22 protein-coding genes are annotated in these 25,242 nt (G+C 69.9%); 10 read left to right on the plus strand and 12 right to left on the minus strand.

The annotated features are described in order from the left end of the window. Positions 1 to 29 precede the first annotated feature (29 nt). Positions 30 to 1,187, minus strand: a complete 1,158-nt coding sequence (locus ACMTAK_RS25460) for a Dyp-type peroxidase (RefSeq protein ID WP_413808355.1) — start codon at positions 1,185 to 1,187, stop codon at positions 30 to 32. 67 nt (positions 1,188 to 1,254) lie between these two features. On the opposite strand from ACMTAK_RS25460, the gene ACMTAK_RS25465 reads away from it, so the two are divergent. Beyond that, positions 1,255 to 2,598 (plus strand): right-handed parallel beta-helix repeat-containing protein, encoded by a 1,344-nt coding sequence (locus ACMTAK_RS25465; protein WP_413808356.1) that lies wholly within the window; start codon positions 1,255 to 1,257, stop codon positions 2,596 to 2,598. Positions 2,599 to 2,605: 7 nt separating this feature from the next. Here ACMTAK_RS25465 and ACMTAK_RS25470 read toward each other — a convergent pair whose 3' ends face one another. After that, complete coding sequence (locus tag ACMTAK_RS25470) at positions 2,606 to 3,307, minus strand: hypothetical protein (RefSeq protein ID WP_413812988.1); 702 nt, start codon at positions 3,305 to 3,307, stop codon at positions 2,606 to 2,608. Positions 3,308 to 3,855: 548 nt separating this feature from the next. Between ACMTAK_RS25470 and ACMTAK_RS25475 the strand changes: the two genes are divergently transcribed. Beyond that, positions 3,856 to 6,327 carry an SdrD B-like domain-containing protein gene (locus tag ACMTAK_RS25475; protein ID WP_413812989.1) on the plus strand — a complete coding sequence of 824 codons (2,472 nt, stop codon included), beginning with the start codon at positions 3,856 to 3,858 and terminating at the stop codon, positions 6,325 to 6,327. Positions 6,328 to 6,420: 93 nt separating this feature from the next. On the opposite strand, the gene ACMTAK_RS25480 is transcribed toward ACMTAK_RS25475, so the two are convergent. Together ACMTAK_RS25480 and ACMTAK_RS25485 are read right to left on the minus strand one after the other, a co-directional pair. After that, positions 6,421 to 7,392, minus strand: a complete 972-nt coding sequence (locus ACMTAK_RS25480; RefSeq protein WP_413808357.1) for a pirin family protein — start codon at positions 7,390 to 7,392, stop codon at positions 6,421 to 6,423. A 120-nt stretch (positions 7,393 to 7,512) separates the two neighbouring features. Next, a complete protein-coding gene (locus ACMTAK_RS25485) occupies positions 7,513 to 8,007 on the minus strand; it encodes an SseB family protein (protein ID WP_020869891.1) in 495 nt (164 codons plus the stop codon). Positions 8,008 to 8,144: 137 nt separating this feature from the next. Here ACMTAK_RS25485 and ACMTAK_RS25490 point away from each other — a divergent pair, with 137 nt between their 5' ends. After that, complete coding sequence (locus tag ACMTAK_RS25490; RefSeq protein WP_413808358.1) at positions 8,145 to 9,971, plus strand: acyl-CoA dehydrogenase; 1,827 nt, start codon at positions 8,145 to 8,147, stop codon at positions 9,969 to 9,971. A gap of 86 nt (positions 9,972 to 10,057) precedes the next feature. Here ACMTAK_RS25490 and ACMTAK_RS25495 read toward each other — a convergent pair whose 3' ends face one another. Both ACMTAK_RS25495 and ACMTAK_RS25500 read right to left on the minus strand, forming a co-directional pair. After that, the gene (locus ACMTAK_RS25495; protein ID WP_413808359.1) at positions 10,058 to 10,426 is read right to left on the minus strand and encodes a hypothetical protein; all 369 of its coding nucleotides are present in this window, start codon (positions 10,424 to 10,426) and stop codon (positions 10,058 to 10,060) included. A gap of 17 nt (positions 10,427 to 10,443) precedes the next feature. Then, positions 10,444 to 11,199: a TNT domain-containing protein gene (locus ACMTAK_RS25500; protein WP_413808360.1), complete on the minus strand. Its 756-nt coding sequence runs from the start codon at positions 11,197 to 11,199 to the stop codon at positions 10,444 to 10,446. 182 nt (positions 11,200 to 11,381) lie between these two features. Between ACMTAK_RS25500 and ACMTAK_RS25505 the strand changes: the two genes are divergently transcribed. The 5 genes from ACMTAK_RS25505 to ACMTAK_RS25525 all read left to right on the plus strand — a co-directional run bounded on the left by ACMTAK_RS25505 (position 11,382) and on the right by ACMTAK_RS25525 (position 17,826). After that, on the plus strand, positions 11,382 to 12,671 hold the full coding sequence (locus ACMTAK_RS25505) for a M18 family aminopeptidase (protein WP_413808361.1): 1,290 nt from the start codon (positions 11,382 to 11,384) through the stop codon (positions 12,669 to 12,671). 1 nt (position 12,672) lies between these two features. Then, positions 12,673 to 14,670, plus strand: coding sequence for an AfsR/SARP family transcriptional regulator (locus ACMTAK_RS25510; RefSeq protein WP_413808362.1), 1,998 nt, complete (start codon positions 12,673 to 12,675; stop codon positions 14,668 to 14,670). A 132-nt stretch (positions 14,671 to 14,802) separates the two neighbouring features. After that, positions 14,803 to 15,495, plus strand: a complete 693-nt coding sequence (locus tag ACMTAK_RS25515) for a DUF4232 domain-containing protein (protein WP_413808363.1) — start codon at positions 14,803 to 14,805, stop codon at positions 15,493 to 15,495. A 379-nt stretch (positions 15,496 to 15,874) separates the two neighbouring features. After that, entirely contained in the window at positions 15,875 to 16,873 is a 999-nt protein-coding gene (locus tag ACMTAK_RS25520; protein WP_413808364.1) for an NlpC/P60 family protein, read from the plus strand. A gap of 191 nt (positions 16,874 to 17,064) precedes the next feature. After that, entirely contained in the window at positions 17,065 to 17,826 is a 762-nt protein-coding gene (locus ACMTAK_RS25525; RefSeq protein ID WP_413808365.1) for a helix-turn-helix domain-containing protein, read from the plus strand. 44 nt (positions 17,827 to 17,870) lie between these two features. Here the strand turns inward: ACMTAK_RS25525 and ACMTAK_RS25530 are convergent, their stop codons facing one another. From ACMTAK_RS25530 to ACMTAK_RS25535, 3 genes are read right to left on the minus strand one after another with little or no spacing between them, the layout of a single operon-like run. Beyond that, on the minus strand, positions 17,871 to 19,682 hold the full coding sequence (locus ACMTAK_RS25530; RefSeq protein WP_413808366.1) for an NHL domain-containing thioredoxin family protein: 1,812 nt from the start codon (positions 19,680 to 19,682) through the stop codon (positions 17,871 to 17,873). Positions 19,683 to 19,721: 39 nt separating this feature from the next. Beyond that, complete coding sequence (locus ACMTAK_RS52680; protein WP_461773818.1) at positions 19,722 to 19,952, minus strand: DUF7848 domain-containing protein; 231 nt, start codon at positions 19,950 to 19,952, stop codon at positions 19,722 to 19,724. Then, positions 19,949 to 20,146: a hypothetical protein gene (locus tag ACMTAK_RS25535; RefSeq protein WP_413808367.1), complete on the minus strand. Its 198-nt coding sequence runs from the start codon at positions 20,144 to 20,146 to the stop codon at positions 19,949 to 19,951. Before ACMTAK_RS25535 ends, ACMTAK_RS52680 begins: the two co-directional genes overlap by 4 nt. A 74-nt stretch (positions 20,147 to 20,220) precedes the next feature. Here ACMTAK_RS25535 and ACMTAK_RS25540 point away from each other — a divergent pair, with 74 nt between their 5' ends. Next, positions 20,221 to 21,417 carry a helix-turn-helix domain-containing protein gene (locus tag ACMTAK_RS25540; protein WP_413808368.1) on the plus strand — a complete coding sequence of 399 codons (1,197 nt, stop codon included), beginning with the start codon at positions 20,221 to 20,223 and terminating at the stop codon, positions 21,415 to 21,417. A 27-nt stretch (positions 21,418 to 21,444) separates the two neighbouring features. Here the strand turns inward: ACMTAK_RS25540 and ACMTAK_RS25545 are convergent, their stop codons facing one another. The 3 genes from ACMTAK_RS25545 to ACMTAK_RS25555 form a co-directional block, all read right to left on the minus strand. Beyond that, complete coding sequence (locus ACMTAK_RS25545) at positions 21,445 to 22,023, minus strand: recombinase family protein (RefSeq protein WP_413808369.1); 579 nt, start codon at positions 22,021 to 22,023, stop codon at positions 21,445 to 21,447. A gap of 433 nt (positions 22,024 to 22,456) precedes the next feature. Next, entirely contained in the window at positions 22,457 to 23,998 is a 1,542-nt protein-coding gene (locus ACMTAK_RS25550; protein ID WP_413808370.1) for a recombinase family protein, read from the minus strand. Between the two features lie 30 nt (positions 23,999 to 24,028). After that, complete coding sequence (locus ACMTAK_RS25555; RefSeq protein ID WP_413813281.1) at positions 24,029 to 24,160, minus strand: thioredoxin domain-containing protein; 132 nt, start codon at positions 24,158 to 24,160, stop codon at positions 24,029 to 24,031. Positions 24,161 to 24,404: 244 nt separating this feature from the next. On the opposite strand from ACMTAK_RS25555, the gene ACMTAK_RS25560 reads away from it, so the two are divergent. After that, complete coding sequence (locus tag ACMTAK_RS25560) at positions 24,405 to 25,229, plus strand: maleylpyruvate isomerase family mycothiol-dependent enzyme (RefSeq protein WP_413808371.1); 825 nt, start codon at positions 24,405 to 24,407, stop codon at positions 25,227 to 25,229. The last annotated feature ends 13 nt before the right edge of the window (positions 25,230 to 25,242 follow it).

Consider the following 25,242-nt stretch of genomic DNA (forward strand, 5'->3'; position numbering starts at 1 on the left):
CCGGAATGGCGCCGGGGCGGCCGGGCCGTTCAGCGGAAGAGCGGGGAACCCAGCCGGTGTTGTTCGTCGAATCCGGGAAGTATCAGGAAGGTCGCACTGGCGGTCGTGGTCGTGAATTCCAGCAGGGCGTCGGAATTGTCCATGCTGGTGAGGGTGTTGGTGAATGTCCGAATGTCGTTCTGGAAGCTCATGAAGAGCAGGCCGGGGGCGGGTCCGTCGATGCTGTAGGAGCGACGGAGCATGAGGCCGACGCCGACCGCGGTGGAGTGCGCCCTGCGGGCGTGGGCGTCCACCGGGACGAGGTAGCGCCCGTCCGGCGTTTTGGCGCCGAGGTCCGGGCCCGAGGCGATGGTGCCACCGGAGAGGGGCACACCAGTGGCCCGGCGCCGGCCGAAGACCGCTTCCTGTTCGGCGACGGACAGCCTGGTGAACCGAGGCAGGTCGAGTTCCATGCGCCGGAGTACGGCGAGGGTGCCGTCGGCGACTTGAGCCGGTCCGGCCAACCACAGGTGGCGTTGTTGTTCGGCCTTCGTATGGGGGCCCACGATGCCGTCGACGAAACCGAAGAGGTTCCGTGGCGCGGCAAGGTCCCGATCCACCGGCACGTTCGCACCGCGGACTCCGGACTGCCGCCAGCGTTCCCGTATCCGGTCACCGGCCTGCTCCAGAAGCGCGGCGGCCACGACCGGTATCACCAAGGCGTCGTCGGCGCAGATCTGTATCAGCAGGTCGCCGCCGCGTGCCCGGGAGGCGATCTGTTCGCGGGAGAACCGTGGGAGGTCCTTCGCGCCGGGCAGGGCGGGATCGACCTGGCGCACCAGCCGGGGGCCCACCCCGACCGTCACGGTCAGATCGCCGGGCGGCAGGCCCATCAGTCGTGCGTCGGTCCCCGCGGTGAGGGCGCGGATGGCCTCGCCGAGTTCGGCCAGCAGCGGACGGACGGCCGCGGCATCGACGTCAACGAGGTCGGCCACCACGGCCAGCAGGTTCCGCTGGGCCGGTCGCGGAAGCGTGATGCCCGCCTGGTACCGGCCCGTCGGTGACACCGGCGGGGTCGGCGCGGGGGCATCGTCCCGGTCCGGCGGGGCGGAACTCGATTGGCACCCGGCGGAGAGGCCGACGGCGGTCACGGTGCCGGTGGCACCGAGAAACGCGCGGCGTGACGGTTGGGAGTCGGCTGGACGCACAGTGTGAACTGTGCCATATCCATATCAGCGCCTGCGACGTCGGCGGCCTCCGTGCCAGGATGAGGCCATGCCTCGTCTCCGTCTTCGCCTGATGGCCGCGGTGCTCGGAACACTGGCACCCGTACTGGTCGGCTGCGGCGCGGACGATGACGGATCGGACCAGGGCCGACGACCGTCCGGTGCGCGCGTGACGATCAACGTGCCGGCCGACGCCCCGACGATCTCGGCCGCGGTGTCCCTGGCCCGGCCCGGCGATCTCGTGCTGGTCGCGCCGGGCGTGTACCACGAGGCGGTGAGGATATCGACGCCTCGCATCACCCTTCGCGGCGAGTCCCGGGCCAAGGTCGTCCTCGACGGGCGGTTACGGCAGCCGAACGGCATCGTCGTCGCCGCCCCCGGGGTGGCCGTCGAGAACCTGACCGTGGAGAACAACACACAGAACGGGGTCCTGGTCACCGGTTCGGCGAAGGCGGCCGCCGGAGCGCCGGGGCAGTCCGGCGGCTACGACACCGGCGATGAGCCCGTCACCTTCCTGAAGTCGTTCCTGGTCTCCCACGTGACCGCGACCCGCAACGGGCTGTACGGCATCTACGCGTTCTCCGCGCAGAACGGTGTCATCGAGCACTCGTACACGTCGGGCTCGGCCGACTCGGGGATCTACGTCGGACAGTGCAAGCCCTGTCGCGTCGTGGTGCGGGACAACATCGCCGAACTCAACGCGGTCGGTTACGAAGGCACCAATGCCAGTGGCGACATGTACGTGGTCGGTAACCGCCTGGTCGGCAACCGGGTCGGACTCACCACCAACTCCGACCACCAGGAGAAGTTGCTCCCGCAGCGGGACGCCGTCATCGCGGGCAATCTGATCGCGGCCAACCAGCAGGCGGCCACCCCCGAACAGGCCGACGGCGGGTGGGGCATCGGCATCGGCGTCGACGGCGGCAGCGACAACCAGTTCGTCCGCAACCGAATCGCCGGCAACAGCAACGCCGGGATCGTGGTCACCGCCACCGCTGACATACCGCCGAACGGCAACCGGGTCCTGGACAACACCTTCGGCGCCAACGGCGTTGACGTCGGCTGGACGTTCCCCACCGCCACGAAGGGTCGGGGCAACTGCCTGCGCGGCAATGATCTGCGCACGACGGTGCCCGCCCGGCTCGCGACAACCGCGCCCTGCCCGCGTCCCGCCCGGTCGCCCTCGCCGTCCGGCACCTGGGAGAAGCCGACGGCACCCGGCGGTATCCCGTTCACCGATGTGGCGGCGCCCAAGCGGCAGCCGCAGTTCCCGAACGCCACGACCACGGGCGCCACCGCTGTTCCGGCCGTTCCGGCGCTGCCGGACACGGCGGGCTTCCGGCTGCCGTCGGCGTCCCTGCTCGCCGCGGGCGCGCGGGTGCTGACGTCCTGAGTGGCGGCTACCGCGCCGGGGTGACCCCCGGTACCGGCCGGACCGGAACGTACTTCTGGGTGTCGAAATCGATGACCACGGGCTGCGATGCGGAGGCCACGCCGACGCGAACCCGGTACATGGTGCCGTCCGAACCGATCCAGTAGCGCACGGCACCCTCCGGACCGGACGCCCCCGCCGTACCGGGCGTGGCACGGGCGGCGCTCGGCCCGGTCATGATGTCCACCTGACGGCCGTCCAACCGGTCCCGTCCCACCCAGGCGGCGCCGTTCTGCGGCAAGAGTTCGGCGTTGTCCGGCCGGTCGCTGCCGAGCTTCAGCGCGATGGCCAGCGAACTGTCCAGCGAACTGCCGTACCTCTGCAGCGGACGGCTGGACCAGCCCGACTCCGGCGGCCGTGCCGGTGCCTTTGCCGGGGTGTTCGCCATCGGGTGGACGGACACCGTGGTGGCCGTCCACTGGATCAGCCCGTCGCTGGACGAATCGCGCCCGGTGCCGTGCACCGCGCCGTAACCGATTTTGCGGCGGTAGTCGATGGATCCGGTGATCATCAGCCCACCGGCGGTGCCCGGCACGTTGATCGTCATGGCGCGCCCGCCCTCCTGGAAGTTGAGGAACCGCGTGACCGCCAGACGGCCCGCCTGATCCGAGGTCAATTCCCTTGGACCGGTGGGGGCGGAGTCGCTGTCGGCGACCAGGAACGTGGCCACCGCGACGGCCACACCGCCGATGGCCGCGGCCACCACCCAGCGTGGCCGCGGCCATCGGCGCCGACCGGCCGCGCGCCGCGAGAAAACGTGTCTGATTTTCAGACTCCGTACCCGGCGCATCGCTAACCCGTTCCGCTTATTCATTCCCTACTCTCCCCCCGATCTTGGGTCACACCCGCTACAGTATCGCTGCTGGTGGGGCGGTTCAGGATGACAATTCAGACTGTTGTGCTTTTTCCATGTGGGAAGCGAGGCCAAGTGCGGCTCGTCTGGGAATGGCACTCCCGAGTCCCTGAATTCGCCACATCCGCCAGAACGACCAAGAACGACCGGGCCCACCGAAACAGCGGTGGGCCCTTTTCATGACCGACGTGTCACCCGGGACCGGGAAGCGGATACACGGCCGGAAACGGGTGGTCGGTTCACATCACGAGGGGAGAGTGATGGCTGTGCGAAGAGTATGTGGAAGGTTACGCCGGACAGCCGGGAAGCGTACGGGTCCACTGGCACGAGTGAGTCTCTGCACTTTCGTTCTGCTGGGCAGCGCCATGGGCGCGACCGCCGGGACGGCCACCGCCTCAACTGGCGACGGCACCCTGACGGTTCAGGTCCTGCGGGATTTCTTCGGCACCGGCGTGATCAACACGACCATGGACGTGCCGCAGCGGGGCATGAAGGTCAAGGTGTCGGACCCGGCCGGCCATCGGGTCACCGGCACCACGGATGCCACCGGAAAGGTGGTGGTCTCGAAGTCGACCGAGCTGACCGGCGGCCAGTACCGCGTCGACGTCACCGTCCCGGCGCCGTACAACAAGTATCTGCGGGCGGCACCGGCCTCGACGGCAAAAAACCACTTCGACAGCTTCACGACATTCGTGGACGTATCGGAGGGCAAGGACGACTCGGTCATTACCGGGGTCTGGAACCCGGCCGATTACGCGCTGCCGGACTCGCGGTATTTCGTGCCGATCCAGAACACCGCCGACGGGAAAGACACCCGGGCACTGGTGGCGTTCGGGACGGACAAACGAGGTACGTGTCCTGACCAGACGGCGTGCCCGACCACGCTCAACACGCAGGCCCAGGTGGGCACGACGTTCGCGCTGGCCTACGACAAGGACCGGAAGCGGATCTTCCAGGGCGCGTTCGCCCGGCGGTACACCCCGTACGGTCCGGAGGGTGGTGACGCGATCTACACCACGCCGACCGACGGTGGGAGCGCGCCGACCCTGTTCGCGAAGGTGCCGGGCGCCACGGCGACGTCGCACGACGCCTCCAACATGATCAAGGACGCCGGGTTCACCGATGCGCCGGGCAAGGAGAGCATCGGCGGCCTGGCCCTGTCGGAGGACGGCTCGACGCTGTACGCGGTGAACCTGCTGACCCGGAGACTGGTCAGCTTCGACGCGACCGGCACCACGGCATCCGCACCCGAAGCGACGGTGCGCATCCCGGACCCGGGCTGCGCGAGCCCCGGTGACTGGCGGCCGTTCAGCCTTCAGGTCCACGACAACAAGCTCTACGTCGGTGGCGTGTGCAGCGCGGAGAGCACACAGAAGCGCGAAGACCTGAAAGCCGTCGTCTACACCTACGACGGCGGACAGTTCGACACCGTGCTGACCCAGCCGCTCACCGCCAAGCGCGGCTCCGTCTTCGGTTCCGACGACGTCGTCCAGGCCAACCACTGGAACCCGTGGAACACCTCCCTGGCCACGTGGGACGAACGGAAGGTGGGCAACGTCTTCATCGATCCGCAGCCGGAGCTCGCCTCCCTCGCCTTCACTCGCGACGGTTCGATGATCCTCGGTTTCCGCGACCGGTTCATGGACGTCGTGAGCTGGGGTGGACTGGACCCGAGGCCGAACGACAACAGCCCGGAAAACGGCATGGCCGGCGGCGATATCACCATGGCCTGTGCCGCTCCCACCGGTGGGTACGAGTGGGAAGGCACCGGAAGCTGCCCCAACCACGCCACGCCCGCCACCAATGGCGGCCAGGCCAACGATGTCGTCGAGTACTTCCCGGGCGACTTCTTCCGCGGCGCGCACTTGGAGACCGCGCTGGGGTCGGTGGCCTACATTCCGCAGCAGCAGTGGGTCGTCAGCACGGAATTCGACCCGACCGTCAACGTGGCGACCTCCGGGACCGGTTACCACGACGTCACGACCGGTCAGGGCCCGGGCAACGCTCCGGACGCCAACGCGTACCAGTTCGTCAGTCGGGAGCAGAGCGGGTTCGGAAAGGCCGGTGGGCTCGGCGATATCGCGTACGAGGCGGCGAACGCGCCGATCCAGATCGGCAACCGGGTGTGGTTCGACGGCGACCACAATGGGATCCAGGACCCCGAGGGTCGCAACGAAGTGCCGCTGCCGGACGCGACGATCAACCTGCTGGACGCCGACGGCAAGCAGGTCGCCACGACCAAGACCGATGCCGCGGGCGAGTACTACTTCGGTGGCGTCGGCGCCGCCTACGAACTCAACCCGGGTGCGAAGTACACGGTCCAGTTCGACGTGTGCACCGCGGACACCGACAAGGTGCCGACCCAGCCGCCGGCCACCAAGCTGCGGTTCACGCTCCCGCGGGCCGGTGCCAACCGGGCACATGACTCGAATGTGACCCCGCCGACGACCGGGCGGCCGTGCAACGGACGCGCGCCTGTCACGGCTCCGGACAAGCCGGGAGAGGTCGATCACACGATCGACGCCGGCGTGTACATCCCCAAGCAGAAACCGCCGACTCCCACGCCGACTCCCACGCCGTCCTCGCAGCCGCCCACCTCTGAGCCGCCCAACGAGCCAGGCCCCCAGTCTGGCGGAGGCTCCGGGACAAGCGGAGGCTCGGGGACAAGCGGAGGCTCGGGCACCGGCGGAGGCTCCGGGACAAGCGGAGGCGGTGGTTCGCTGGCCAACACAGGTACGTCCGGCCTGCTGAAGATCATCTCCCTCAGTGCCCTGCTGGCAGGTGCGGGCGCGGCAGCCGCGTTCGTGACCCGGAAGCGTCGCGCCGGGCAACACTGAGACAACACGGAAAGACGGGTGAGCCGCCCGTAAGCGCCGACGAGCCCCGTCCATATCCGGACGGGGCTCGTTCGCATCTCGTCCCGGCGAGCCTTACATCCCGCCCTCGGACATCCCGTGCACCGCGGGGATCGTGCCGAGCCGACCCTTCTGGAAGTCCTCGAACGCCTGCTGGAGCTCCACGCGGGTGTTCATCACGAACGGCCCGTAGTGCGCCATGGGCTCACGTATCGGCCGGCCACCGAGGAGGACGACCTCCAGGTCCGGCGTATGGGAGTCCTGCTTCTCGTCCGCGCGCACGGTCAGCGCGGAACCGGCTCCGAAGACGGCGGTCTGGCCCAGGTGGACCGGACGCCGCTCGGCACCGACGGCACCGCGGCCCGCGAGCACATACGCGAGGCCGTTGAAGTCCTCGCGCCACGGCAGGGTGATCTCCGCGCCCGGAGCAAGCGTGGCGTGCACCATGGTGATCGGGGTGTGCGTGATCCCGGGACCGGCGTGACCGTCCAGCTCACCGGCGATGACGCGCAGCAGCGCGCCGCCGTCGGGGGAGCTCAGCAGCTGGACCTGGCCACCGCGGATGTCCTGGTAGCGCGGGGGCATCATCTTGTCCTTGGCCGGGAGGTTCACCCACAGCTGGAGGCCGTGGAAGAGGCCGCCCGACATGACCAGGGACTCCGGCGGGGCCTCGATGTGGAGGAGGCCGGAGCCGGCCGTCATCCACTGGGTGTCACCGTTGGTGATCGTGCCGCCACCGCCCTGCGAGTCCTGGTGGTCGAAGATGCCGTCGATGATGTAGGTGACGGTCTCGAAGCCGCGGTGGGGGTGCCAGGGGGTGCCCTTGGGCTCGCCCGGCGCGTACTCCACCTCACCCATCTGGTCCATCATGATGAACGGGTCGAGGTGCTTGTAGTCGATACCGGCGAAGGCCCGGCGCACCGGGAAGCCCTCGCCCTCGAAACCGCTGGGAGCGGTCGTGACGGTGAGCACGGGGCGCTGTAGTGCCTCGGCGGGTGCCGCGACGCGCGGCAGGGTCAGCGGGTTCTCTACGGTCACTGCGGGCATGACGGCCTCCTCGGTCGTTCACCATTCAACTTAATTGAACGGTGAACGACCCGCAAGAGGGCCTTTATTTCCGCCCGAGCACCTTAGGGGGCAAATGGCGCTTTTCGGACGTATGCGGGTCTAGCCGTACATGCGGCGCATGGCGAAGTCCACCATCTGCTCCACCGCCTTCGCGTCGAAGACGATCCGGTGCTCGCCCTCCATGTCGAGGACGAAGCCATAGCCGGTGGGCAGCAGGTCGATCACCTCGGCGCCGGTGATCACGAAGTACTTGGACTCCTTGCCCGCGTACCTCCGCAGCTCCTTGAGCGAGGTGAACATGGGGATCACCGGCTGCTGGGTGTTGTGCAGCGCCAGGAAGCCGGGGTTGTCACCGCGCGGGCAGTAGACCTTCGACCCGGCGAAGATCTGCTGGAAGTCCTCGGCCGACATCGATCCGGTGGTGAAGGCCCGCACCGCGTCGGCGAGCGACGGCGGGGAGGGCTCCGGGTAGAGCGGCTGCTGGCCGTACCCCGCACCCGCCGCGTGATGTGACGCATGCGGCTGCTGTTGCGGCGGAGGTGGCGGGGCGGCGTAGCCCTGCCCTGCGCTCGCGTTCTGGTCGTAGCCGTACATGCGCAGAAGCGTACTGAGTCACAGTTACCCGGTTGAGGGTTGCCCTTTATTACCCACGGGTAGCATCATGGCATCAGCTGATCTGATACGCGTCAACGCAGAGGTCCTGGCCTCCCGATCCTTACGGAGCCGTCGCCATGGGGCACTACAAGTCGAATCTCCGCGACATCGAGTTCAACCTCTTCGAGGTGCTCGGGCGCGACACGGTGTACGGCACCGGCCCGTTCACGGAGATGGACGTCGACACCGCCAAGAGCGTGCTTGCCGAGATAGCCCGGCTCTCCGAGCACGAGCTGGCCGAAAGCTACGCCGACTCCGACCGGAACCCGCCCGTCTACGACCCCAAGACCCACACGGCGCCGCTCCCCGAGTCGTTCAAGAAGAGCTACCGGGCCTACATGGAGGCCGAGTGGTGGCGGCTGGGCGTCCCGGAGTCGCTCGGCGGCACCGCCTGCCCTCGCTCGCTGCTGTGGGGCTCGGCCGAGACCATCCTCGGCTCCAACGCCCCGATCTGGATGTACGCCTCGGGCCCGGCCTTCGCGGGGGTGCTCCACGACGAGGGAACCGAGGAGCAGCTGAAGATCGCCCAGCTGATGGTGGACAAGCAGTGGGGCTCCACCATGGTGCTGACCGAGCCGGACGCCGGTTCCGACGTCGGCGCGGGCCGCACCAAGGCGACCCAGCAGGAGGACGGCAGCTGGCACATCGAGGGTGTGAAGCGGTTCATCACCTCCGGTGAGCACGACCTCTCGGACAACATCATCCACTTCGTGCTGGCCCGCCGCGAGGGCGCGGGGCCCGGCACCAAGGGTCTGTCGCTGTTCGTCGTCCCCAAGTACGACTTCGACTGGGAGACCGGTGAGCTCGGGACGCGCAACGGCGTGTACGCCACCAACGTCGAGCACAAGATGGGTCTGCGGGTCTCCAACACCTGCGAGCTGACCTTCGGCGCCGACCACCCGGCCAAGGGCTGGCTCCTGGGCGAGAAGCACGACGGCATCCGCCAGATGTTCAAGATCATCGAGTTCGCCCGGATGATGGTCGGCACCAAGGCCATGGCCACCCTCTCCACCGGCTACCTCAACGCGCTGGAGTACGCCAAGGAGCGGGTGCAGGGCCCGGACCTGGCGGCCTTCACCGACAAGACCGCCCCGCGGGTGACCATCACCCACCACCCCGATGTGCGCCGCTCGCTGATGACGCAGAAGGCGTACGCGGAGGGCCTGCGCGCGCTGGTGCTCTACACCGCCTCGGTCCAGGACGAGGTCCTGATCAAGGAGGCAGCGGGCGAGGACGCCTCCGCCGCCAACCGCCTCAACGACCTGCTGCTGCCCATCGTCAAGGGCTACGGCTCGGAGAAGGCGTACGAGCAGCTGGCGCAGTCCCTCCAGACCATCGGCGGCTCCGGCTACCTCCAGGAGTACCCGCTGGAGCAGTACATCCGGGACGCCAAGATCGACACCCTGTACGAGGGCACCACCGCCATCCAGGGCCAGGACTACTTCTTCCGCAAGATCGTCCGGGACCAGGGCCAGGCGCTGACCGTCGTCTCGGAGGAGATCAAGAAGTTCCTGGCCGAGGCCGCCGGGGGCGAGGACCTGGAGGCCGCCCGCGACCAGCTCGCGCAGGCCGCGGTGGACCTGGAGGCGATCGTCGGCGCGATGCTCACCGACCTGGCCGCCACCGAGCAGGACGTCAGCTCGATCTACAAGGTCGGTCTCAACTCGACCCGGCTGCTGCTGGCCTCCGGTGACGTGATCATCGGATATCTGCTGCTCAAGGGCGCGGCCGTGGCCGCCGAGAAGCTGGGCACGGCCTCCACCAAGGACCGGTCCTTCTACGAGGGCAAGATCGCCGTCGCGAAGTTCTTCGCCCATGAGGTGCTGCCGGGCGTCTCGGTGCAGCGCTCGCTGGCCGAGTCGGTCGACAAGGGGCTGATGGACCTGGACGAGGCAGCGTTCTAAGGGCTTCCCTCATAGCGTCCAGGGGGTCGGCCGTCCCATCCTCCAGCGGGGCGGCCGGCCTCCTGGTCTGTGCGCGTGTCATGTCGTCACCGCTCCTGGTCGCCGGGCGGTCGCTCCCGCAGCGCCCGTTCGACCTCCTCGCGGGCCCATCGCCTGAGCTCCTCGCCCTGTGCGAGGAGCTCGTCGATCGACTCGCCCCCGCCCTCCGGCGGGCGCGGGCGGGCCCTCAGTTTCTCCAGCAGATCCCGGCACGCCTCGTCCTCGGTGGCGAACCGGCTGGTGTCCCGGTCCAGGGACCGCTCCCGCAGGCCGGTCTCCCAGCCGCCGTCCGGCGCGGGCCGCAGGTAGTAGTACGCGTCCGGCTGCACCGGGATGTCCCGCACTCCCGGGATGTCGTACAGCGCGTCCGGCACCTGTTCGTCGCGGAGGGTCCGGACGAGTTCCGTTCTGTCCACCGGTCCAGGATCCGCCCTCAGTTGAGCGGGCGGAGATTGCCGGCCGCGACGAGTTGGGGGATCGAAGGCCCCGTCAGATACTGGAGCCCGAAACCTGGTTGGCCGAACCAGGGCCGGATGGGACCGCCCTCGACCAGGAAGGGTTCGGTGACCTCGTAGAGGTGATAGCCGTGCGGATACGCCGGGTCGAGGGTGTTGAGGTTGCTGGGCGGCAGCGCGCGCTCCGCGTAGGGCGTGCCCGCCGGGGCCAGGAAGTGGCCGAAACCGCTCCCGAACAAGTCGACCTTCTGGCCGACCTTCAGCTGGACCGTGGTGTGCAGGGGTGAACCGTTGAGCAGGACCCAGCCGTCGGGGTAGGGGTACCACCAGCCGTTCGTCCGCTCATTCCAATAACAGTTGAGGAACGAAGAGGCGGTGGGGAAGTGGTCGAGTCGTTCATAGCCTTCGAGCATGCGCCCGATCGCGCCGTAGCGGGGGAGCTGAGCGGGTCCGAGCCGCCAGTCGCCCTTGTAGTAGCGGTCGAGCGGAGGATTCGGTGCGGTGTTGGTCCCCCCGATGCGGTTCGTGCTGGGACAGGGAGGGTGACCCTTGCCCTCGCCGTCCCCGCCGCCTCCCGGCCGCGGGCCGGGCGAGGGCGCCGCCGCCGGCTCCGGGGAGGCCACGGGAGCCAGCCCCGCGGTGAGGTCCGTGACGGGCTTGGCCATGGCCGGTCCGCCGGCGCACAGCAGCAGCAGCGACCCCAGCACGACAAGCAGGTGTCGAAGAACGCGCATCCGGTATCCCCTCGAGTTACGACTCAGTGCGGCGTTGCTTGATCACGAGGAATATCGACCGATTCGCCCGACTTCTCGCCTTAGCTGACGAGCTTTCATCAGATTGGATCAACGTGGCCCCACGGATGGCCGCCGCTCCCGTACCAGGGCGAGCCGCCCCCCGGCGAATCTATGCTGAGCACATGAGCGCACAACCCGGCATCGACCGCGGCCACACCGATGACCTGATGTCCTTCCTCCGCGCCAGCCCCTCGCCGTACCACGCCGTGGCGAGCGCCGCAGAGCGACTGGAGAAGGCCGGGTTCCGCCGGATCGAGGAGATCGCGCCCTGGGACGGGGCGGCCGGTGGACGGTTCGTGCTGCGCGGTGGCGCGCTCATCGCCTGGTACGTCCCCGAGGGGGCGGAGGCCGCCACTCCGTACCGGATTGTGGGCGCTCACACCGACTCTCCCAATTTGCGCGTGAAGCCCATTCCCGACACCGGTGCGCACGGCTGGCGGCAGATCGCCGTCGAGATCTACGGCGGGGCGCTGCTCAACACCTGGCTCGACCGCGACCTCGGGCTTTCCGGCCGGATCACCCTCAGGGACGGCTCCCACCATCTCGTCACCGTCGACCGGCCGTTGATGCGCGTCCCCCAGCTCGCCGTGCACCTCGACAGATCGGTCAACACCGAGGGCCTCAAGCTCGACAAGCAGCGCCATATGACGCCCGTCTGGGGGCTCGGCGGCGTCGAGGAGGGCGACCTGATCCGCTTCGTCGCCGAGGAGACCGGGGTCGCGGCCGAGGAGATCGCCGGCTGGGACCTGATGACCCACAGCGTCGAGCCGCCCGCCTACCTCGGCCGGGACCGCGAGCTGGTCGCCGGGCCCCGGATGGACAACCTTGTCTCCGTGCACGCCGGTACGGCCGCGCTCATCGCCGCCGCCCACCAGGAGCTGCCGTACATCCCCGTACTGGCCGCCTTCGACCACGAGGAGAACGGCAGCCAGTCCGACACCGGCGCCGACGGCCCGCTGCTCGGCACGGTGCTGGAGCGCTCGGTCTTCGCCCGCGGCGGGGGGTACGAGGAGCGGGCGCGGGCCTTCGCGGGCACCGTCTGCCTGTCCTCCGACACCGGCCACGCCGTTCACCCCAACTACGCCGAGCGCCATGAGCCGGGCCACCACCCGCGCCCCAACGGCGGACCGATCCTGAAGGTGAACGTCAACCAGAGATATGCCACCGACGGCGCCGGGAGAGCCGTCTTCGCCGCCGCCTGCGAGCGCGCCGGTGTCCCCTGGCAGAGCTTCGTCTCCCACAACTCGATGCCGTGCGGCACCACCATCGGGCCGATCACCGCCGCCCGGCACGGCATCGCAACCGTCGACATCGGCATCGCGATCCTTTCCATGCACTCGGCCCGGGAGCTGTGCGGGGCACAGGACCCGCGGCTGCTGGCCAAGGCACTGCACGCCTTTCTGGGGGCTTGAGTTGGACTTCTCCCTGCTGGGTCCGGTAACCGTCACGGCGGGCCCGCAAGCAGCACCCGTCGAGCTTCCGCTGGGGCCCGCCAAACGGCGCAGTGTGCTGGCCATGCTGCTGCTGCGGCCCAACGCGACGGTGTCCGTGGAGCAGTTGATATCCAGCCTGTGGGAGGACGAGCCCCCCGCCCACGCCCGGACCGTCATCCAGGGCCATGTCTCCCGGCTCCGCGCGGCCCTGGCCGAGGGCGGCGCCGAGGACAACGGTGTCGAGCTGGCCACCCACAGCTCCGCCTATCTGCTGCGCATCCCCGAATCCCTGATCGACACCCAGCGCTTCGACCAGCTGACCGCCCAGGCCAGCCCGGAGTCCGCCCCCGGCGAGGCCGTCCAGCTGCTCCGGCAGGCGCTCGGCCTGTGGCGCGGCCCGGCGCTCACCGGGACCGTGGCCAGCCCGCCGTTCGCGGCGGCCGCGCACGCCCTGGAGGAGCGGCGGCTGAGCGCCGTGGAGGCCCTGGCGCGGGCCCACGAGGGCCTGGGCGAGCATGAGCAGGCGGTGCGCGCCCTGCACCCCGCCGCCGTCGCCAACCCGCTGCGCGAGGGGCTGATCGCCGCCCTGATGCTCGCGCTGTACCGCTCCGGGCGGCAGTCCGACGCGATCGCCTGGTTCCACCGCACCCGGCAGCTGCTCGACGACGACCTGGGGGTCGACCCGGGCCAGCGGCTGAGCGCCGCGTACCAGGAGATCCTGCGGGCGGCCCCCACGGCGGACGGACCGCGGGGCGGCGCCGAGGCCGCCGGGCAGCAGCCGGGTGCCGCCGGGCAGCCGGGCGCACAGCAGGCCACCCCGCATCAGCCGCTGTCCACGGCCGCCTCGGCGCCCGCGCCCGTGCCCGAGCTGCTCCCCCGGCCCCCGGCGGGCTTCCACGGCCGGGGCGCGGAGCTGGCCGAGCTCACCCGGCTGACCCTGGGCACCGCCGAACCGGCCCAGGGCGGCGCCGCGGGCGGCTCCGGCGGCTACCCCCAGGAAGGCGGTATCGCGCTGCTCAGCGGGCCCGCCGGGGTCGGCAAGACCGGTCTGGCGGTCCACTGGGGCCATGCCCACGCCGCAGCCTTCCCCGACGGACGGCTCTTCGCGGATCTGCGCGGCTTCAGCGGCGGCGAGGCGGTGGTGCCCGCCGAGGTGCTGCGCGAGTTCCTGCTGGCCCTCGGCACCCCGGCCGAGCAGATCCCCACCTCGACCGAGGCCGCGTCCGCGCTGTACCGCTCGCTGGCCGCCCGCCGCAGGCTGCTGGTGGTGCTGGACAACGCGGGCAGCTCCGCCCAGGTGCGCCCGCTGCTGCCCGGCGGCCCCCACTGCGCCACGCTGGTCACCAGCCGCAGCAGGCTGGACGGGCTGATCGCCACCGACGCCGCCCGACCGGTACGGCTGCACGCCCTCGGCCCCGAGGACGGGGTGGGCCTGCTGGGCGCGCTGCTGGGGCCCGCCCGGGTCGCCGAGGACCCGGAGGCCGCGCGGGAGCTGGTGGCCCTGTGCGACGGGCTGCCGCTGGCGCTGCGCGCCGCCTCCGCCCAGCTGATGGCGCGGCCCCGCTGGCGGCTGGCCCGGCTGGCCACCGCGCTGCGCGACGAGCGCCGCCGGCTCGCGCTGCTGTCGGCGGAGGACACCGGAGTGGCAGCCGCGCTGCGCAACTCGGTGGCCCGGCTCTCGGCGGACGACGCACAGCTGCTGCGGGCCCTGGGCGCCGGTTTCGCGCGGGAGGTCAACACCGCCGAGGCCGCCGCGCTGTCGGGCGCGGACCCCGAGCTGATCCAGGACTCCCTGGAGCGGCTGGCGGAGATGCACCTGCTGGACGAGGAGGCCACCAACCGCTACGTGATGAGCGATCTGGTGAAGCTCTTCGCCCAGGGTGACGGCAGCGACCGCGAGCCCCCGGGCGAGGCGTCCGGCGGAACTGCCGATGGACCCCCTGGCGGATCCCCTGGCGGGCCGTCACAAGGGGGCTGAGCAGTGGCGAACAGCGGGGCGTTAGCGAGGCGTTAGCGGGCGGCAGCGGTTCACCAGCCGAACGGCAGCCGGTCCGGACAGGCTTGAGCCGTACCGGAAAACGCCCTAACGCCCGCTGAGGGGAGACCCGCCATGCCGCTCACCACCGCTCGCCTCGCCCACCGCGCCGGCACCCTGCGCTCGGTCGCTGCCGGACTGACGGTCGTCGCCGCGGGCATCACCCTCGCGGCGTGCGGCACCGCCGACGCGTCCGGCGTGCGGACGGCCGGCGCGGCGGAGAGCATCGCCCCGGCCGTCCCCGCCGCCCATGAGGACGGCCTCCAGGACGGCGTCCAGCGGGCCCCGCGGGACACGGCGGCGGGCGGGGCCGACGCCGGGGCCCAGGGCGGTCTGCGGACCGCCGGCGGCGCCGAGGGGGAGGCCGGGGTCTGCCGCCTCGACACGATGTCGGTGAGCGTCACCTCCGTCCCCCGCCCGGCCAACCACCTCCTGCTGGAGATCACCAACCAGTCCGGCGGGACCTGCCGTCTCACCGGCTTCCCCGCGGTGCGGTTCGACGACGCGAGCCCGGCCGTGCCGGAGGCCGCGGACACCCGGCCCCAGACGGTCGTCACGCTGGCCCCCGGCGAGAGCGGCTACGCGGGCCTGACCACCTCCGCGGCGGACGACCCGGCCGACGACCGTGAGGCCACCGCGCTGACCGTCTCCGTCCACGGCGAGGACGGCCGCCGCTCCGTCGACCTCCCCGGCGACTCGGTGGAGGTCGGCCGCGGGGCGGAGGTCGGCTACTGGCAGAGCGACGCCTCCGACGCCCTGCTCTGGTGACCGCCCCGTCCGGTGGCCGTCCCCGTCCGGTGACCCCCACCGCCCTTCCGCTCCGGTGACCGCTCGACTCCGAGCCACCCAGCCGGACAGGTAGCCGCCTCCCCCCGGCTACCTGCCCCGGACGGCCCCCGCTCCGGCGGGGGCCGTCTCGTCATGTCCCACGGCACGGCCTCCCCCGTCCCGCACCCGGCCGTCCCCATGGGCGTTTTGGCAGGTCGTCAGGGTGGGCCCGGATGGGACGTCCCAAAGGACGGCTCGGCCCCCGGAATACCCCGCCGCGCGGCCCAGAGTGGTTCCCGTCGCCGCGGCGGACGGCCGCCGCGGCCGGGACCGAGCGGTGCCGACATCCCGCCGGCACGCTCACCTAGGGGGAATCCAGATGACGCACTCCATCGGCCGCAACCGCCGGACCCTCCTGCGCAAGGTGCTCCCCGCGATCGCCGCGGCGGGCATCGGCGCCACCGGGCTCGTGGGCTGCTCGGGCGGGGACGACACGGCGCGCCATGACACCGACAAGGCGGAGAAGGCCGGGAAGGTCGCCGAGAAGGGCGCGACGAGCCGCGACACCTCGGCCAAGGGCTCGGACAAGGGCGGGGGCGCCGCGCTCAAGCTGAAGACCACCACGGGCGAGTTCGGCACCAAGGCCGCGGCCACCGCCGACTTCCCCACCTGGGGCACCCGCTGGGTGGTCCACCAGACCGCCGACACCGGCTCCCCGTCCGTGGGCATGCTCAACAAGACCGCCCCGGGCCAGGACCGCATCACCGCCGACTTCCAGGTCAACACGGGGAAGAAGGTCTGCGAGGACGGGGCCTGCTCGACCTATATGGCTCATATCACCGGGCCGGTGAACGGCTTCGTGACCGTCGTCGCGGTGGACATCCCGCAGGACTCGCTCCCCGGCGTCCCGGTGCAGAACGGCGGCGGTGAGCCGCCGCGCCCGCCGCAGCCCGGCGGCAGCCGCGCCGAGGCGCTCCAGCGGGCCGCCACCTGGCTGACCGCCAACAACGGCGGCCGGGTGCCCTACAGCCAGGCCAAGGTCTGGAAGGACGGCTACCGCCAGGACTGCTCGGGCTATGTCTCCATGGCGCTGGGCCTCCAGGCGCCCGGCACCAACACCGTGGGCCTCACCGGCTCCAGCATCACCAAGCCGATCGCCCTCAACGACCTCCGGCCCGGTGACCTGTTGATCGACGCCTCGGGGAACAACAACACCCGGCACGTCGTGATGTTCGAGAAGTGGAACGACGCCGCCCACACCTCGTACACCTCCTACGAGCAGCGCGGCGACTTCGGGACGGATCACGCGACCCGTCGCTATGGCCTGGAGCCGGGCAGCGAGTACAAGCCCTACCGGCCGCTGAAGTTCACGGACTGACGCGTTCGGCGACCCGGTTCCGGTAACGAGCGGCACGTCCACCTCGGGGGTGTGGACGTGTCGCTCGGCATGTTCATGATCCACGTGCTGCAATGGTGTACGTGCCAGCGCATCCGAATCGCCCAGAGAACCCACGACGAAAGCCACTCGCCCCGCTTCCCGAGGAACTCTCCGGCCCGGTACGGGAATTCGTGACCGCACTGCGCCGGATGCACGGCGAACTGGGACTCAGTCTCAAGGAACTGGAGGGGCGGCTGCCCGCGAGCCGGTCCTCCCTCTCCCGCTATCTGCGCGGCCAGAGCCTGCCCGACGAGCGGCTCCTGATCCAGTGGGGCAAGCTCTCCTTCACCGCCGAGGACCGGCTGCCCGAGCTGGTGACCCTGCTGCACCGGGCCACCGAGGCCGAGGCCGCCATCGAATCCGCCGACGGGCCGACCGCGTCCGGCGATCCCTCGCCGCCCCCGGAGGCGGTCCGGGCGGGGTCCCCGGAGGACCGGCCGTCCCGGCGCCGGCTGCGGCTCACGCTCGCGGCGCTGGGCACGGTCGTCGTCATCGGCGGGGCCACGGCCGGCGTGATCGCCTTACGGTCGTCCGACGACGACTCGTCACCGGGCGGCGCGGCGGGCTCCTCGCCCCTGGGCAACGCCCGGATCACCGTCTACAACGCCGAGAAGACCTGCCAGCACAAGCGCGTCCGCGAGTGCTCCCTGGGCCTGGCCGAGGACCCGTACCAGGCCTACCGCCCGTCGAACATCACGGGCCGGGCCTGGCACGGCGATGTGCTGCGCGCCGACTGCCGCATCGCCAACGGCGTCACGGTGACCGACGAGGCGGGCGGGCACAGCAGCATGTGGTTCCGCGTCGCCAAGGACGGCAAGCGGATGTGGGTGCCGGGCATCCGGATCCGCCAGGACCAGGTGCAGTACTCCACGCTGCCCAACTGCCCCGACTGACCCCCGGCCAGGAACTCGGCCGGGCGGTGTCAGCCCCTCAGGTTTCAGTGGTCCATCCCGGCGAGCACCAGCGGCAGCCGGTTCGCGCCGCCCTCGGTGATCCGCACCGGAACGCCCCAGTCCTGCTGGTGCACATGGCAGGCGGGGTACTCGTTGGCTGGGTCGTCGTCACAGGAGGCGGCCATGGCCGAGACGTGCAGCACACCCTCGGTCACGCCCTCCGTAAGGACGAGCTCACGGCTCAGATCCATCCCCGCGCCGTCGCCCCCGGCAAGCAGCTCCGGCGGGGTGGAGCTGACCAGTAGCCGGGTGGAGGGACCGTAGCGGGTGTCCAGCTTCTGCCCCTCGGGCGCCTGGAAGACCACCTCAAGCCGGAGCGTCCCCGGGGCGATGTCGGTCGCGGCGCGCTGGGTGCGATGGGCCACCGCCTCGACCCTTACGGCCTCCTCCGGCAGCCGCAGCCGGGTCAGCCGGTGCCGGGCGGACTCCACCACGACGATGTCCCCGTCGACCAGGACCGCCCCGGAGGGCTCGCGCAGATCCGTGGCGAGCGTGGAGACCTCGCCGGTGGCCGGGTCATAGCGGCGCAGCGCGTGGTTGTAGGTGTCCGAGATCGCCACCGAGCCGTCGGGCAGCGCGGTGACGCCCAGCGGATGCTGGAGCAGCGCCTGATCGGCGGCGCCGTCCCGGTGGCCAAAGTCGAAGAGCCCGGTGCCGACGGCCGTACGGACCGTGAAGCCCTTACCGTCGCGTTCGACGTAGCGCACCGCGGAGGTCTCGGAGTCCGCGATCCACAGCCGGTCCCCGGTCGCGGCGAGCCCGGAGGGCTGGGCGAACCACGCCTCCTCGGCCGGGCCGTCGACCAGGCCCTCGTTGGTGGTCCCGGCGGCGACCCGTACGGTCCCGGCCTCCGGGTCGTACGCCCACAGCTGGTGGACGCCCGCCATGGCGATCCACAGCCGGCCGGCGAACCAGGCCACGTCCCAGGGGGAGGACAGGTCGACCTCGCGGGCGGGCCCTTCGGTGGGCGACCCCTGCCACCACTGGCGGCCGGTCCCGGCGAGCGTCGTGACCTCGCCGGTGGCCGGGTCGAAGCGGCGCAGCGCGTGGTTCACGGTGTCGGCGACGGCCACGGTGCCGTCGGGGAGCAGGGCGAGCCCCTGGGGCTCGCTGAACCGCGCCCGCTCGCTCGTGCCATCGGTAAGGCCGCGCTCGCCCGCGCCGATCCGCCGCACCACGCTCTCGCCGTCCGCCGCGAGTTCCACCAGCTGATGGCGCGTGGTGTCCGAGACGAGGAAGGTGCCGCCGGGCAGCAGCAGCGCCTTACCGGGGAAGCGCAGCTCGGTGGGGACCGGCTCCGGGGGCACATACGGGCCGTCGCCGCGCCGCAGGGTGCCCTTGGCGGCGTGTTCCGCCTCCAGCTGCCCCACGAGGGTCTCCAGGGCGTGGGCGTGGCCCTCGCCCGCGTGCTGGGCGACCACATAGCCCTCGGGGTCGATGACGACGAGGGTGGGCCAGGCCCGGACCGCGTAACTCTTCCAGGTGGCCAGCTCGGGGTCGTCGAGTACCGGGTGGTGCACCTCGTAGCGCTCGACCGCGTCCACGACCGCCTGGTGGTCGGCCTCGTGGACGAACTTCGGCGAGTGCACCCCGACGATCAGCACGGTGTCCCGGTGCTTCTCCTCCAGCTCGCGCAGCTCGTCCAGGACATGCAGGCAGTTCACACAGCAGAACGTCCAGAAGTCCAAGATCAATGTGCGACCTTTGAAGTCCGCAAGGGACAGGTCCTTGCCGCCTGTGTTGATCCAGGCTCGTCCTTGCAGCTCAGGGGCGCGGACGCGGGCTCTCTTGCTCATGCCGTCAAGGGTGCCACTCGTGCCGACGGTGAGCAGCGGCTACCCCTCACGGGTTACCCGAGCATGATCGGTCACGACACGTCGGAACAGGGCGTGACCGGTGCGCCCCGTGTGCCTCAGCGCCCAGTCCTGAGCCGCTTCCTGCTCATCCTGGGGTCCGGATTCGCCGTCGCAGCCGACTGTGACGCAGAACGCTTCGTAGGTGACGCCACCCTCCGGAGCGCGCCGGATGGTGTGGGGCACGTACCGGTACACGGCGCGGCGGCTCATTGGTGACCCTCCGGGTGTCGCTTCATCAAGACGTTGCAGTCGGTCACCGTGGTCATGTCGCCAACGGCACGGGCGCGGACCCTGACGTTGGCGAGTTCAGCGCATCCCGCGCAGTCCTCAACCGGCGTCGGCTCCCGCTCCAAGTGCGGCGGCAGGTCGATCGGCGTGGTGCGGTTCCTGGTCAACTCATCCATGCCGTCAGCATCGGACGAGTGTGAATCTCTGGCGAGCGGCCCTGTGTCGGCCAACTGTCGGCCACACTTGCCCTATGGGCAGCAGCGTCGGGGCCAACATCCGTCGCCTGCGTGAACAGCGCGGGTGGAGTCAGGCTCGCCTGGCGCGAGAAACCTGCCGTGCTGCTGGCGTCCAAGGCGAGCCGATCGGGCGGCAGGAGATCAGCCGGTATGAGAGCGGCAAGCGCACCCCTCGTGAGTGGCTGCCGTTCATCGCTGACGCTCTCAGTGTGCCCGTGGAAGCCTTTCGGACGTCGTCAGCGCCACCGGAGCCGCCTCCGCCGACACTGGCCGACTATTTGCCCGAAGGCGCCCCTCTCGCCCCACTCAGCGCGGCTCAGGGGCGACGCGTCGGTGTGGCTGCCGTGGCGGATCTTCAGCAGCGCGTCCACGGGCTCCGGCTGGCGGACGACGTGATCGCCGGGGGTGACTTGCTGCGCCCCGCCCTCCGCGAACTCCGCTCGGCCGTGAAGCTTTTCAGGGAAGGCAGCCATACGGAGGCGATCGGCCGATCCCTCCTCCAGGCCATCGGCGAGCTGGCACAGATCGCCGGATGGATCGCCAGCGATGCCGGGCAGCACGATGGGGCCGAACGGATCTACCGGCTTGGTCTGTCGGCAGCGCATACAGCGGGGGACGCGACATTAGCGGGCAACCTGCTGGGCTCTCTGGCCTATCAGCGGACCAACACGGGGGACGTACGGGAAGGGCTCGCCATGGCCCAGGCAGCGCTGGAGAATGCCTCTGAAGCCCCGCCACGGGCGCGCGCCCTCTACTTCGACCGCGTCGCATGGGCACACACCAAAGCCGGGGAAGCTCAGCCCGCCATGCGCGCGCTGAGCGAAGCGGGCGAAGCGCTGGCTCGGCATGGTGACGAGGAAGACCCTGCCTATCTGTACTGGGTGGACGCCGGGGAACTCCGGGTCATGGAGGCCCGCGTCTACACCGAGCTACACCGTCCCCTCCGCGCCGTCCCGCTCCTCCGGGACGTGCTCAGCCGCTACGACGCGACCCACACGAGGGAACTGGCGCTGTACCTCTCCTGGCTCGCCGTCGCACTCGCCGACGCCAACGAACCGGAAGAGGCAGCCATCACGGCGGAGCGAGTCATCAGCCTGTCGAGCGACATCACCAGCGAGCGCACAGCGGAGCGGGTGCGGGTCGTACTCACACGGCTGGAAGCCTTCCAGGATGTTCCCGAAGTCCGCGCCCTGCTCGACAGCGCGGCGTAACGGGCGCCATCTGGCGGGGAAAGCGGATCACCCAACGTCGGCAAGTGCCCGGTACAGGGTGGCACGGGACACCTTGAGCGCCTTGGCGATGACCGTCACGCTCTCACCCTGAGCCTTGCGAGCCTTGGCCGCAGCGAGCTTGTCAGCGTCCATCACTGTCGGCCGTCCGCCCGTACGTCCCTGAGCTTTGGCGGCCTCCAGACCGGCGCGAGTACGGTCCTTGATCAGGGAGCGCTCGAACTCCGCCATCGCCCTGACCACCTGAAGCATCAGGCACCCGTCCGGCGTATTCGGGTCGATGCTGGCGAGAGCGCCCGTGAGCACCTTGAAGCCGATGCCACGGGCGGCAAGACCGTCCACCATCGTCACCAAGTCGATCAGCGAGCGAGCGAAGCGATCCAGCTTCCAGACGCACAGGGTGTCACCGGGGCGCAGGTAGTCCAGAGCAGCGGCCAACTCGGGGCGGTCCGTGTTCTTCCCACTCGCCTTGTCCGTGAAGATCCGGGCGCAGCCCGCTTCCGTCAACGCGTCGTGCTGCAACTGCGCTTCCTGGTCGTCGGTGGAGACTCGCGCGTACCCGATGAGGTGCCCCGTGTTCGCATCCATGACGAGACTGTCTCATAACTCGTCTCAGAATCACAAGGACTTCGCAGAGTTTTTGAGACGGGTTATGAACGCCGCCCCACCACCTCCCGAGCATCCAGTAGCCGAGTCTCACAAACCATCGTTTCCGAGACGCGCGACCTCCGTCACGCTGCGCCACCCTGGAGAGCCGTACAGGGAGAGCGGGCGCGCCACTCATCGATCAGGAAGCCGCCTCCCCAGGGGCGGCCCCCTGCCTGGCGCCGCATACCCCCATGACCAGAATCGAGGTCAAAGTGTCAAATTAACCCCCTTTTTCCAAACCTTCTTAACGCGTAGAGAAGGGTTTAGAAATAAGGGTCCAGTTTGACACTTTGACCCCTTGAAGGCACCCACAGTGACGGAAGGGGCCAGGTTCGTCACCTGACGTAACGAGACCCAACTCTGTCAGCGGAACTTACGCACCCGCGTCGTCCGTAGGCTCGGCCCACGCGATCCGACAGCGTTCGTCACCGTCGAAGCGGACGCCCACCCGCCCCTTACTGACTTCGACGCGGTCAATCGCCAGCCGGAGCCGTTCACGTCTGCCCGTCACGTCGTCGGCTTCCCATGCTTCTTGCAGAAGTACACCGTCCAACAACGGCGTCAGATCCACAGCAGGCGTCGGCAAACTCGCCAGATCAGCGCGCAGACCGTCAATGCGGCCACGCAGCCTCCCGGCAAGACGGTTGTAGCGGTCCACGGCGTCCGCCCCATTGAATTCCCCGCGCACGTAGCGAGCTTCCTCAAGGTCAGCAAGGCGGGCTTCTTCCTCCTGAATCTCCGCGTCAATGGCGTCGCGCTTCGCGAAGACTTCCGGGTCTTCCTTCTTGACCCAACGGTCGGCGATGGCGGCCAGAAGGGGGTCCTCAGGTCCCAACGCGGGCAGTCGGGACAGGAATGCTTGCGTCACATAGACGTCAAGGCTCCCGACTCGCACGGACACGCCTCCGCAGCCCCGCCCCATGCGGTTACTGGCACACGCGTATGACGTTCCCGCCTTGCTCATCCGGGACCCGCACAGGCCGCAGCGCGCAATGCCCGTGAGCAGCGACGTCCCCTGCTTGTGCCCGTGACGCTTACCGGCAAGCGGGAACGTGCGCGATTCGAGCTGTCGGATGATGAGCTCACGCTCCCCGACCGTGATGATGCCTTCGCCGATGCTGACGGTGTCCAACGTCTCGGGGTCGCGGTACGGCACTACCTTGCTGTTGTACTTCCGCGTGCCGTCCGCTGCCTCCGTGTACTCCGTCAGTGGCATGAGACCCGCGAACGCGGGAGCGCGGAGAAGCTGCATCACGCTGGACGAGTTCCACTCACCGCCACGGGGAGACTCGACTCCGTGCGTGTTCAGAAGCCGAGCGACGTGAACGAGCGCCTTTCCTGAGAGCGCTTCGTCAGCGATCAAGCGGGCGTACACGGCCGTCTCCGGGTCGTGCACAAGCTTCTTCGTCTGCGGGTCCACCTTGAGCCCGTACGGGGGCTGGCCGCCAACCCATTGCCCCTTCTGGCGCAGATACCGTTTCGCGTTCCCGACCCGCATCCCCAGGTTGCGGGACTCGTTGCGGGCAAGCTCGGCGAGAAGCGCGATGGTGACCCGGGCGCTGTCGTTGTTGGTGTCGAGACCATCCATGACGGACACGAGCCGTCCACCGACACGGTTGATGTCGTCCAGCGCCTTGCCGACTTCACCGATGCCCTTGCGGCTCAGACGGTCCAGCTTCCACACGATCAGCACGCCGACGACACCAGAGGCGACAGCGGTGATCGCCGCGTCGAAGCCCTTGCGGCTGACGCTCTTATAACCGGAGCGCCCTCGGTCTATGTGCACCTTCCGCACGGTCAGCCCGTTCCGCTCCGCCCACGCGCGGCAGTCGGCTTCCTGTCGGTCGATGGCAGTCTTGCCCTCCCTGTCCAGCGACAGGCGAAGGTATAAGTCGGCGATGGTGTGGTGGTGCACAACAGCCCCCCTGGAAGTTACCTCAATGGTTCAAGACTTCCAGAAGTCGAGGATGACGATGCGTCCTCGCAGGTGGGTGAGGGTGAGGTCGGTACCGCCGGTGTTGAGCCAGCCGCCCCGGCCGATCAGCTCGGGGGCGCGGACGCGTGCACGTGAAGCCATATCCCCATGAAACAGCAGCCCCGGTCGTGCCATTCCCCCGCCCCCCGACGGCTTTCCACCATTGCGTACGGGTAAGTCCGGAGATAAGGCCGGGGCGGGCGCACACTACCATCACGGGCAGGCCGCGAGCCGCCGATCCGGGCCTACGATCGGACCGGAAAGCACTGCCCGTGCGCTCGTGGGCAGCGTAACTTGAACGCACACACCAGCACCCAGCCCGCGCACCAACCGCCCGAGGGGTCCCGTGACCGTCCATCCCAGCCTTCAGACCTCCATCGACGCCTGGACCCACTCCATCGACGCGATAACGGAGTTGGTCGACCCGCTAGCGGAGAGCGAGTGGAACCGCGCCACCGAGTGCCCGGGATGGTCGGTGCGGGACGTCGTATCGCATGTGATCGGCCTCGAATGCGAGATGCTCGGCGATCCCCGCCCCATCCACACCCTGCCGCGCGACCTCTACCACGTCACCAACGAGCTGTCGCGGTACATGGAGGTCCAGGTCGACGTACGGCGCTGCCACACCGCGCCCGAGATGACCTCCGAGCTGGAGTACACGGTCATCCGGCGGGGCCGCCAGCTGCGGAACGAGAAGCGCGAGCCGGACGCCATGGTGCGCTGGCCCGGCGGCACCGAGGTGGCGCTGGGGGAGGCCCTGACGCGGCGGGCCTTCGACGTCTGGGTGCACGAACAGGATCTGCGCCGGGCCCTGAACAAGCCGGGCAACCTCGACTCGCCGGGCGCCACGATCACCCGTGATCTGCTGCTGTCGGGGCTGCCGAAGGTGGTCGCCAAGGACGCGGGCGCGGCGCCCCATTCGGCCGTCGTCTTCGATGTGCACGGCCCGATGGAGTTCATGCGGACGGTCCGGGTCGACGCGGACGGCCGGGGCACCATCGACGGCAGCGTCTCGCTGGGGCCGACGGTGACCCTCGCCCTGGACTGGGAGACCTACGTCCGGCTGGCCTGTGGGCGGGTGCGGCCCGAGGCGGTCGCGGAGCGGCTGAAGATCGAGGGCGACCAGCAGCTGGCGGACGCGATACTCCAGAACTTCGCGGTCACGCCGTAGCGCTCCGGGGACC

The sequence above is a fragment of the Streptomyces lacaronensis genome (assembly GCF_047337785.1).
Taxonomy (GTDB): domain Bacteria; phylum Actinomycetota; class Actinomycetes; order Streptomycetales; family Streptomycetaceae; genus Streptomyces; species Streptomyces lycopersici.

Bases quoted from the DNA above. Each gene is read 5' to 3' on its own strand.
- ACMTAK_RS25465 (WP_413808356.1), top strand. From the start codon at position 1,255: ATGCCTCGTCTCCGTCTTCGCCTGATGGCCGCGGTGCTCGGAACACTG.
- ACMTAK_RS25475 (WP_413812989.1), top strand. From the start codon at position 3,856: ATGGGCGCGACCGCCGGGACGGCCACCGCCTCAACTGGCGACGGCACC.
- ACMTAK_RS25480 (WP_413808357.1), bottom strand. From the start codon at position 7,392: ATGCCCGCAGTGACCGTAGAGAACCCGCTGACCCTGCCGCGCGTCGCG.
- ACMTAK_RS25485 (WP_020869891.1), bottom strand. From the start codon at position 8,007: ATGTACGGCTACGACCAGAACGCGAGCGCAGGGCAGGGCTACGCCGCC.
- ACMTAK_RS25490 (WP_413808358.1), top strand. From the start codon at position 8,145: ATGGGGCACTACAAGTCGAATCTCCGCGACATCGAGTTCAACCTCTTC.
- ACMTAK_RS25500 (WP_413808360.1), bottom strand. From the start codon at position 11,199: ATGCGCGTTCTTCGACACCTGCTTGTCGTGCTGGGGTCGCTGCTGCTG.
- ACMTAK_RS25505 (WP_413808361.1), top strand. From the start codon at position 11,382: ATGAGCGCACAACCCGGCATCGACCGCGGCCACACCGATGACCTGATG.
- ACMTAK_RS25515 (WP_413808363.1), top strand. From the start codon at position 14,803: ATGCCGCTCACCACCGCTCGCCTCGCCCACCGCGCCGGCACCCTGCGC.
- ACMTAK_RS25520 (WP_413808364.1), top strand. From the start codon at position 15,875: ATGACGCACTCCATCGGCCGCAACCGCCGGACCCTCCTGCGCAAGGTG.
- ACMTAK_RS25530 (WP_413808366.1), bottom strand. From the start codon at position 19,682: ATGAGCAAGAGAGCCCGCGTCCGCGCCCCTGAGCTGCAAGGACGAGCC.
- ACMTAK_RS52680 (WP_461773818.1), bottom strand. From the start codon at position 19,952: ATGAGCCGCCGCGCCGTGTACCGGTACGTGCCCCACACCATCCGGCGC.
- ACMTAK_RS25535 (WP_413808367.1), bottom strand. From the start codon at position 20,146: ATGGATGAGTTGACCAGGAACCGCACCACGCCGATCGACCTGCCGCCG.
- ACMTAK_RS25540 (WP_413808368.1), top strand. From the start codon at position 20,221: ATGGGCAGCAGCGTCGGGGCCAACATCCGTCGCCTGCGTGAACAGCGC.
- ACMTAK_RS25545 (WP_413808369.1), bottom strand. From the start codon at position 22,023: ATGGATGCGAACACGGGGCACCTCATCGGGTACGCGCGAGTCTCCACC.
- ACMTAK_RS25555 (WP_413813281.1), bottom strand. From the start codon at position 24,160: ATGGCTTCACGTGCACGCGTCCGCGCCCCCGAGCTGATCGGCCGGGGC.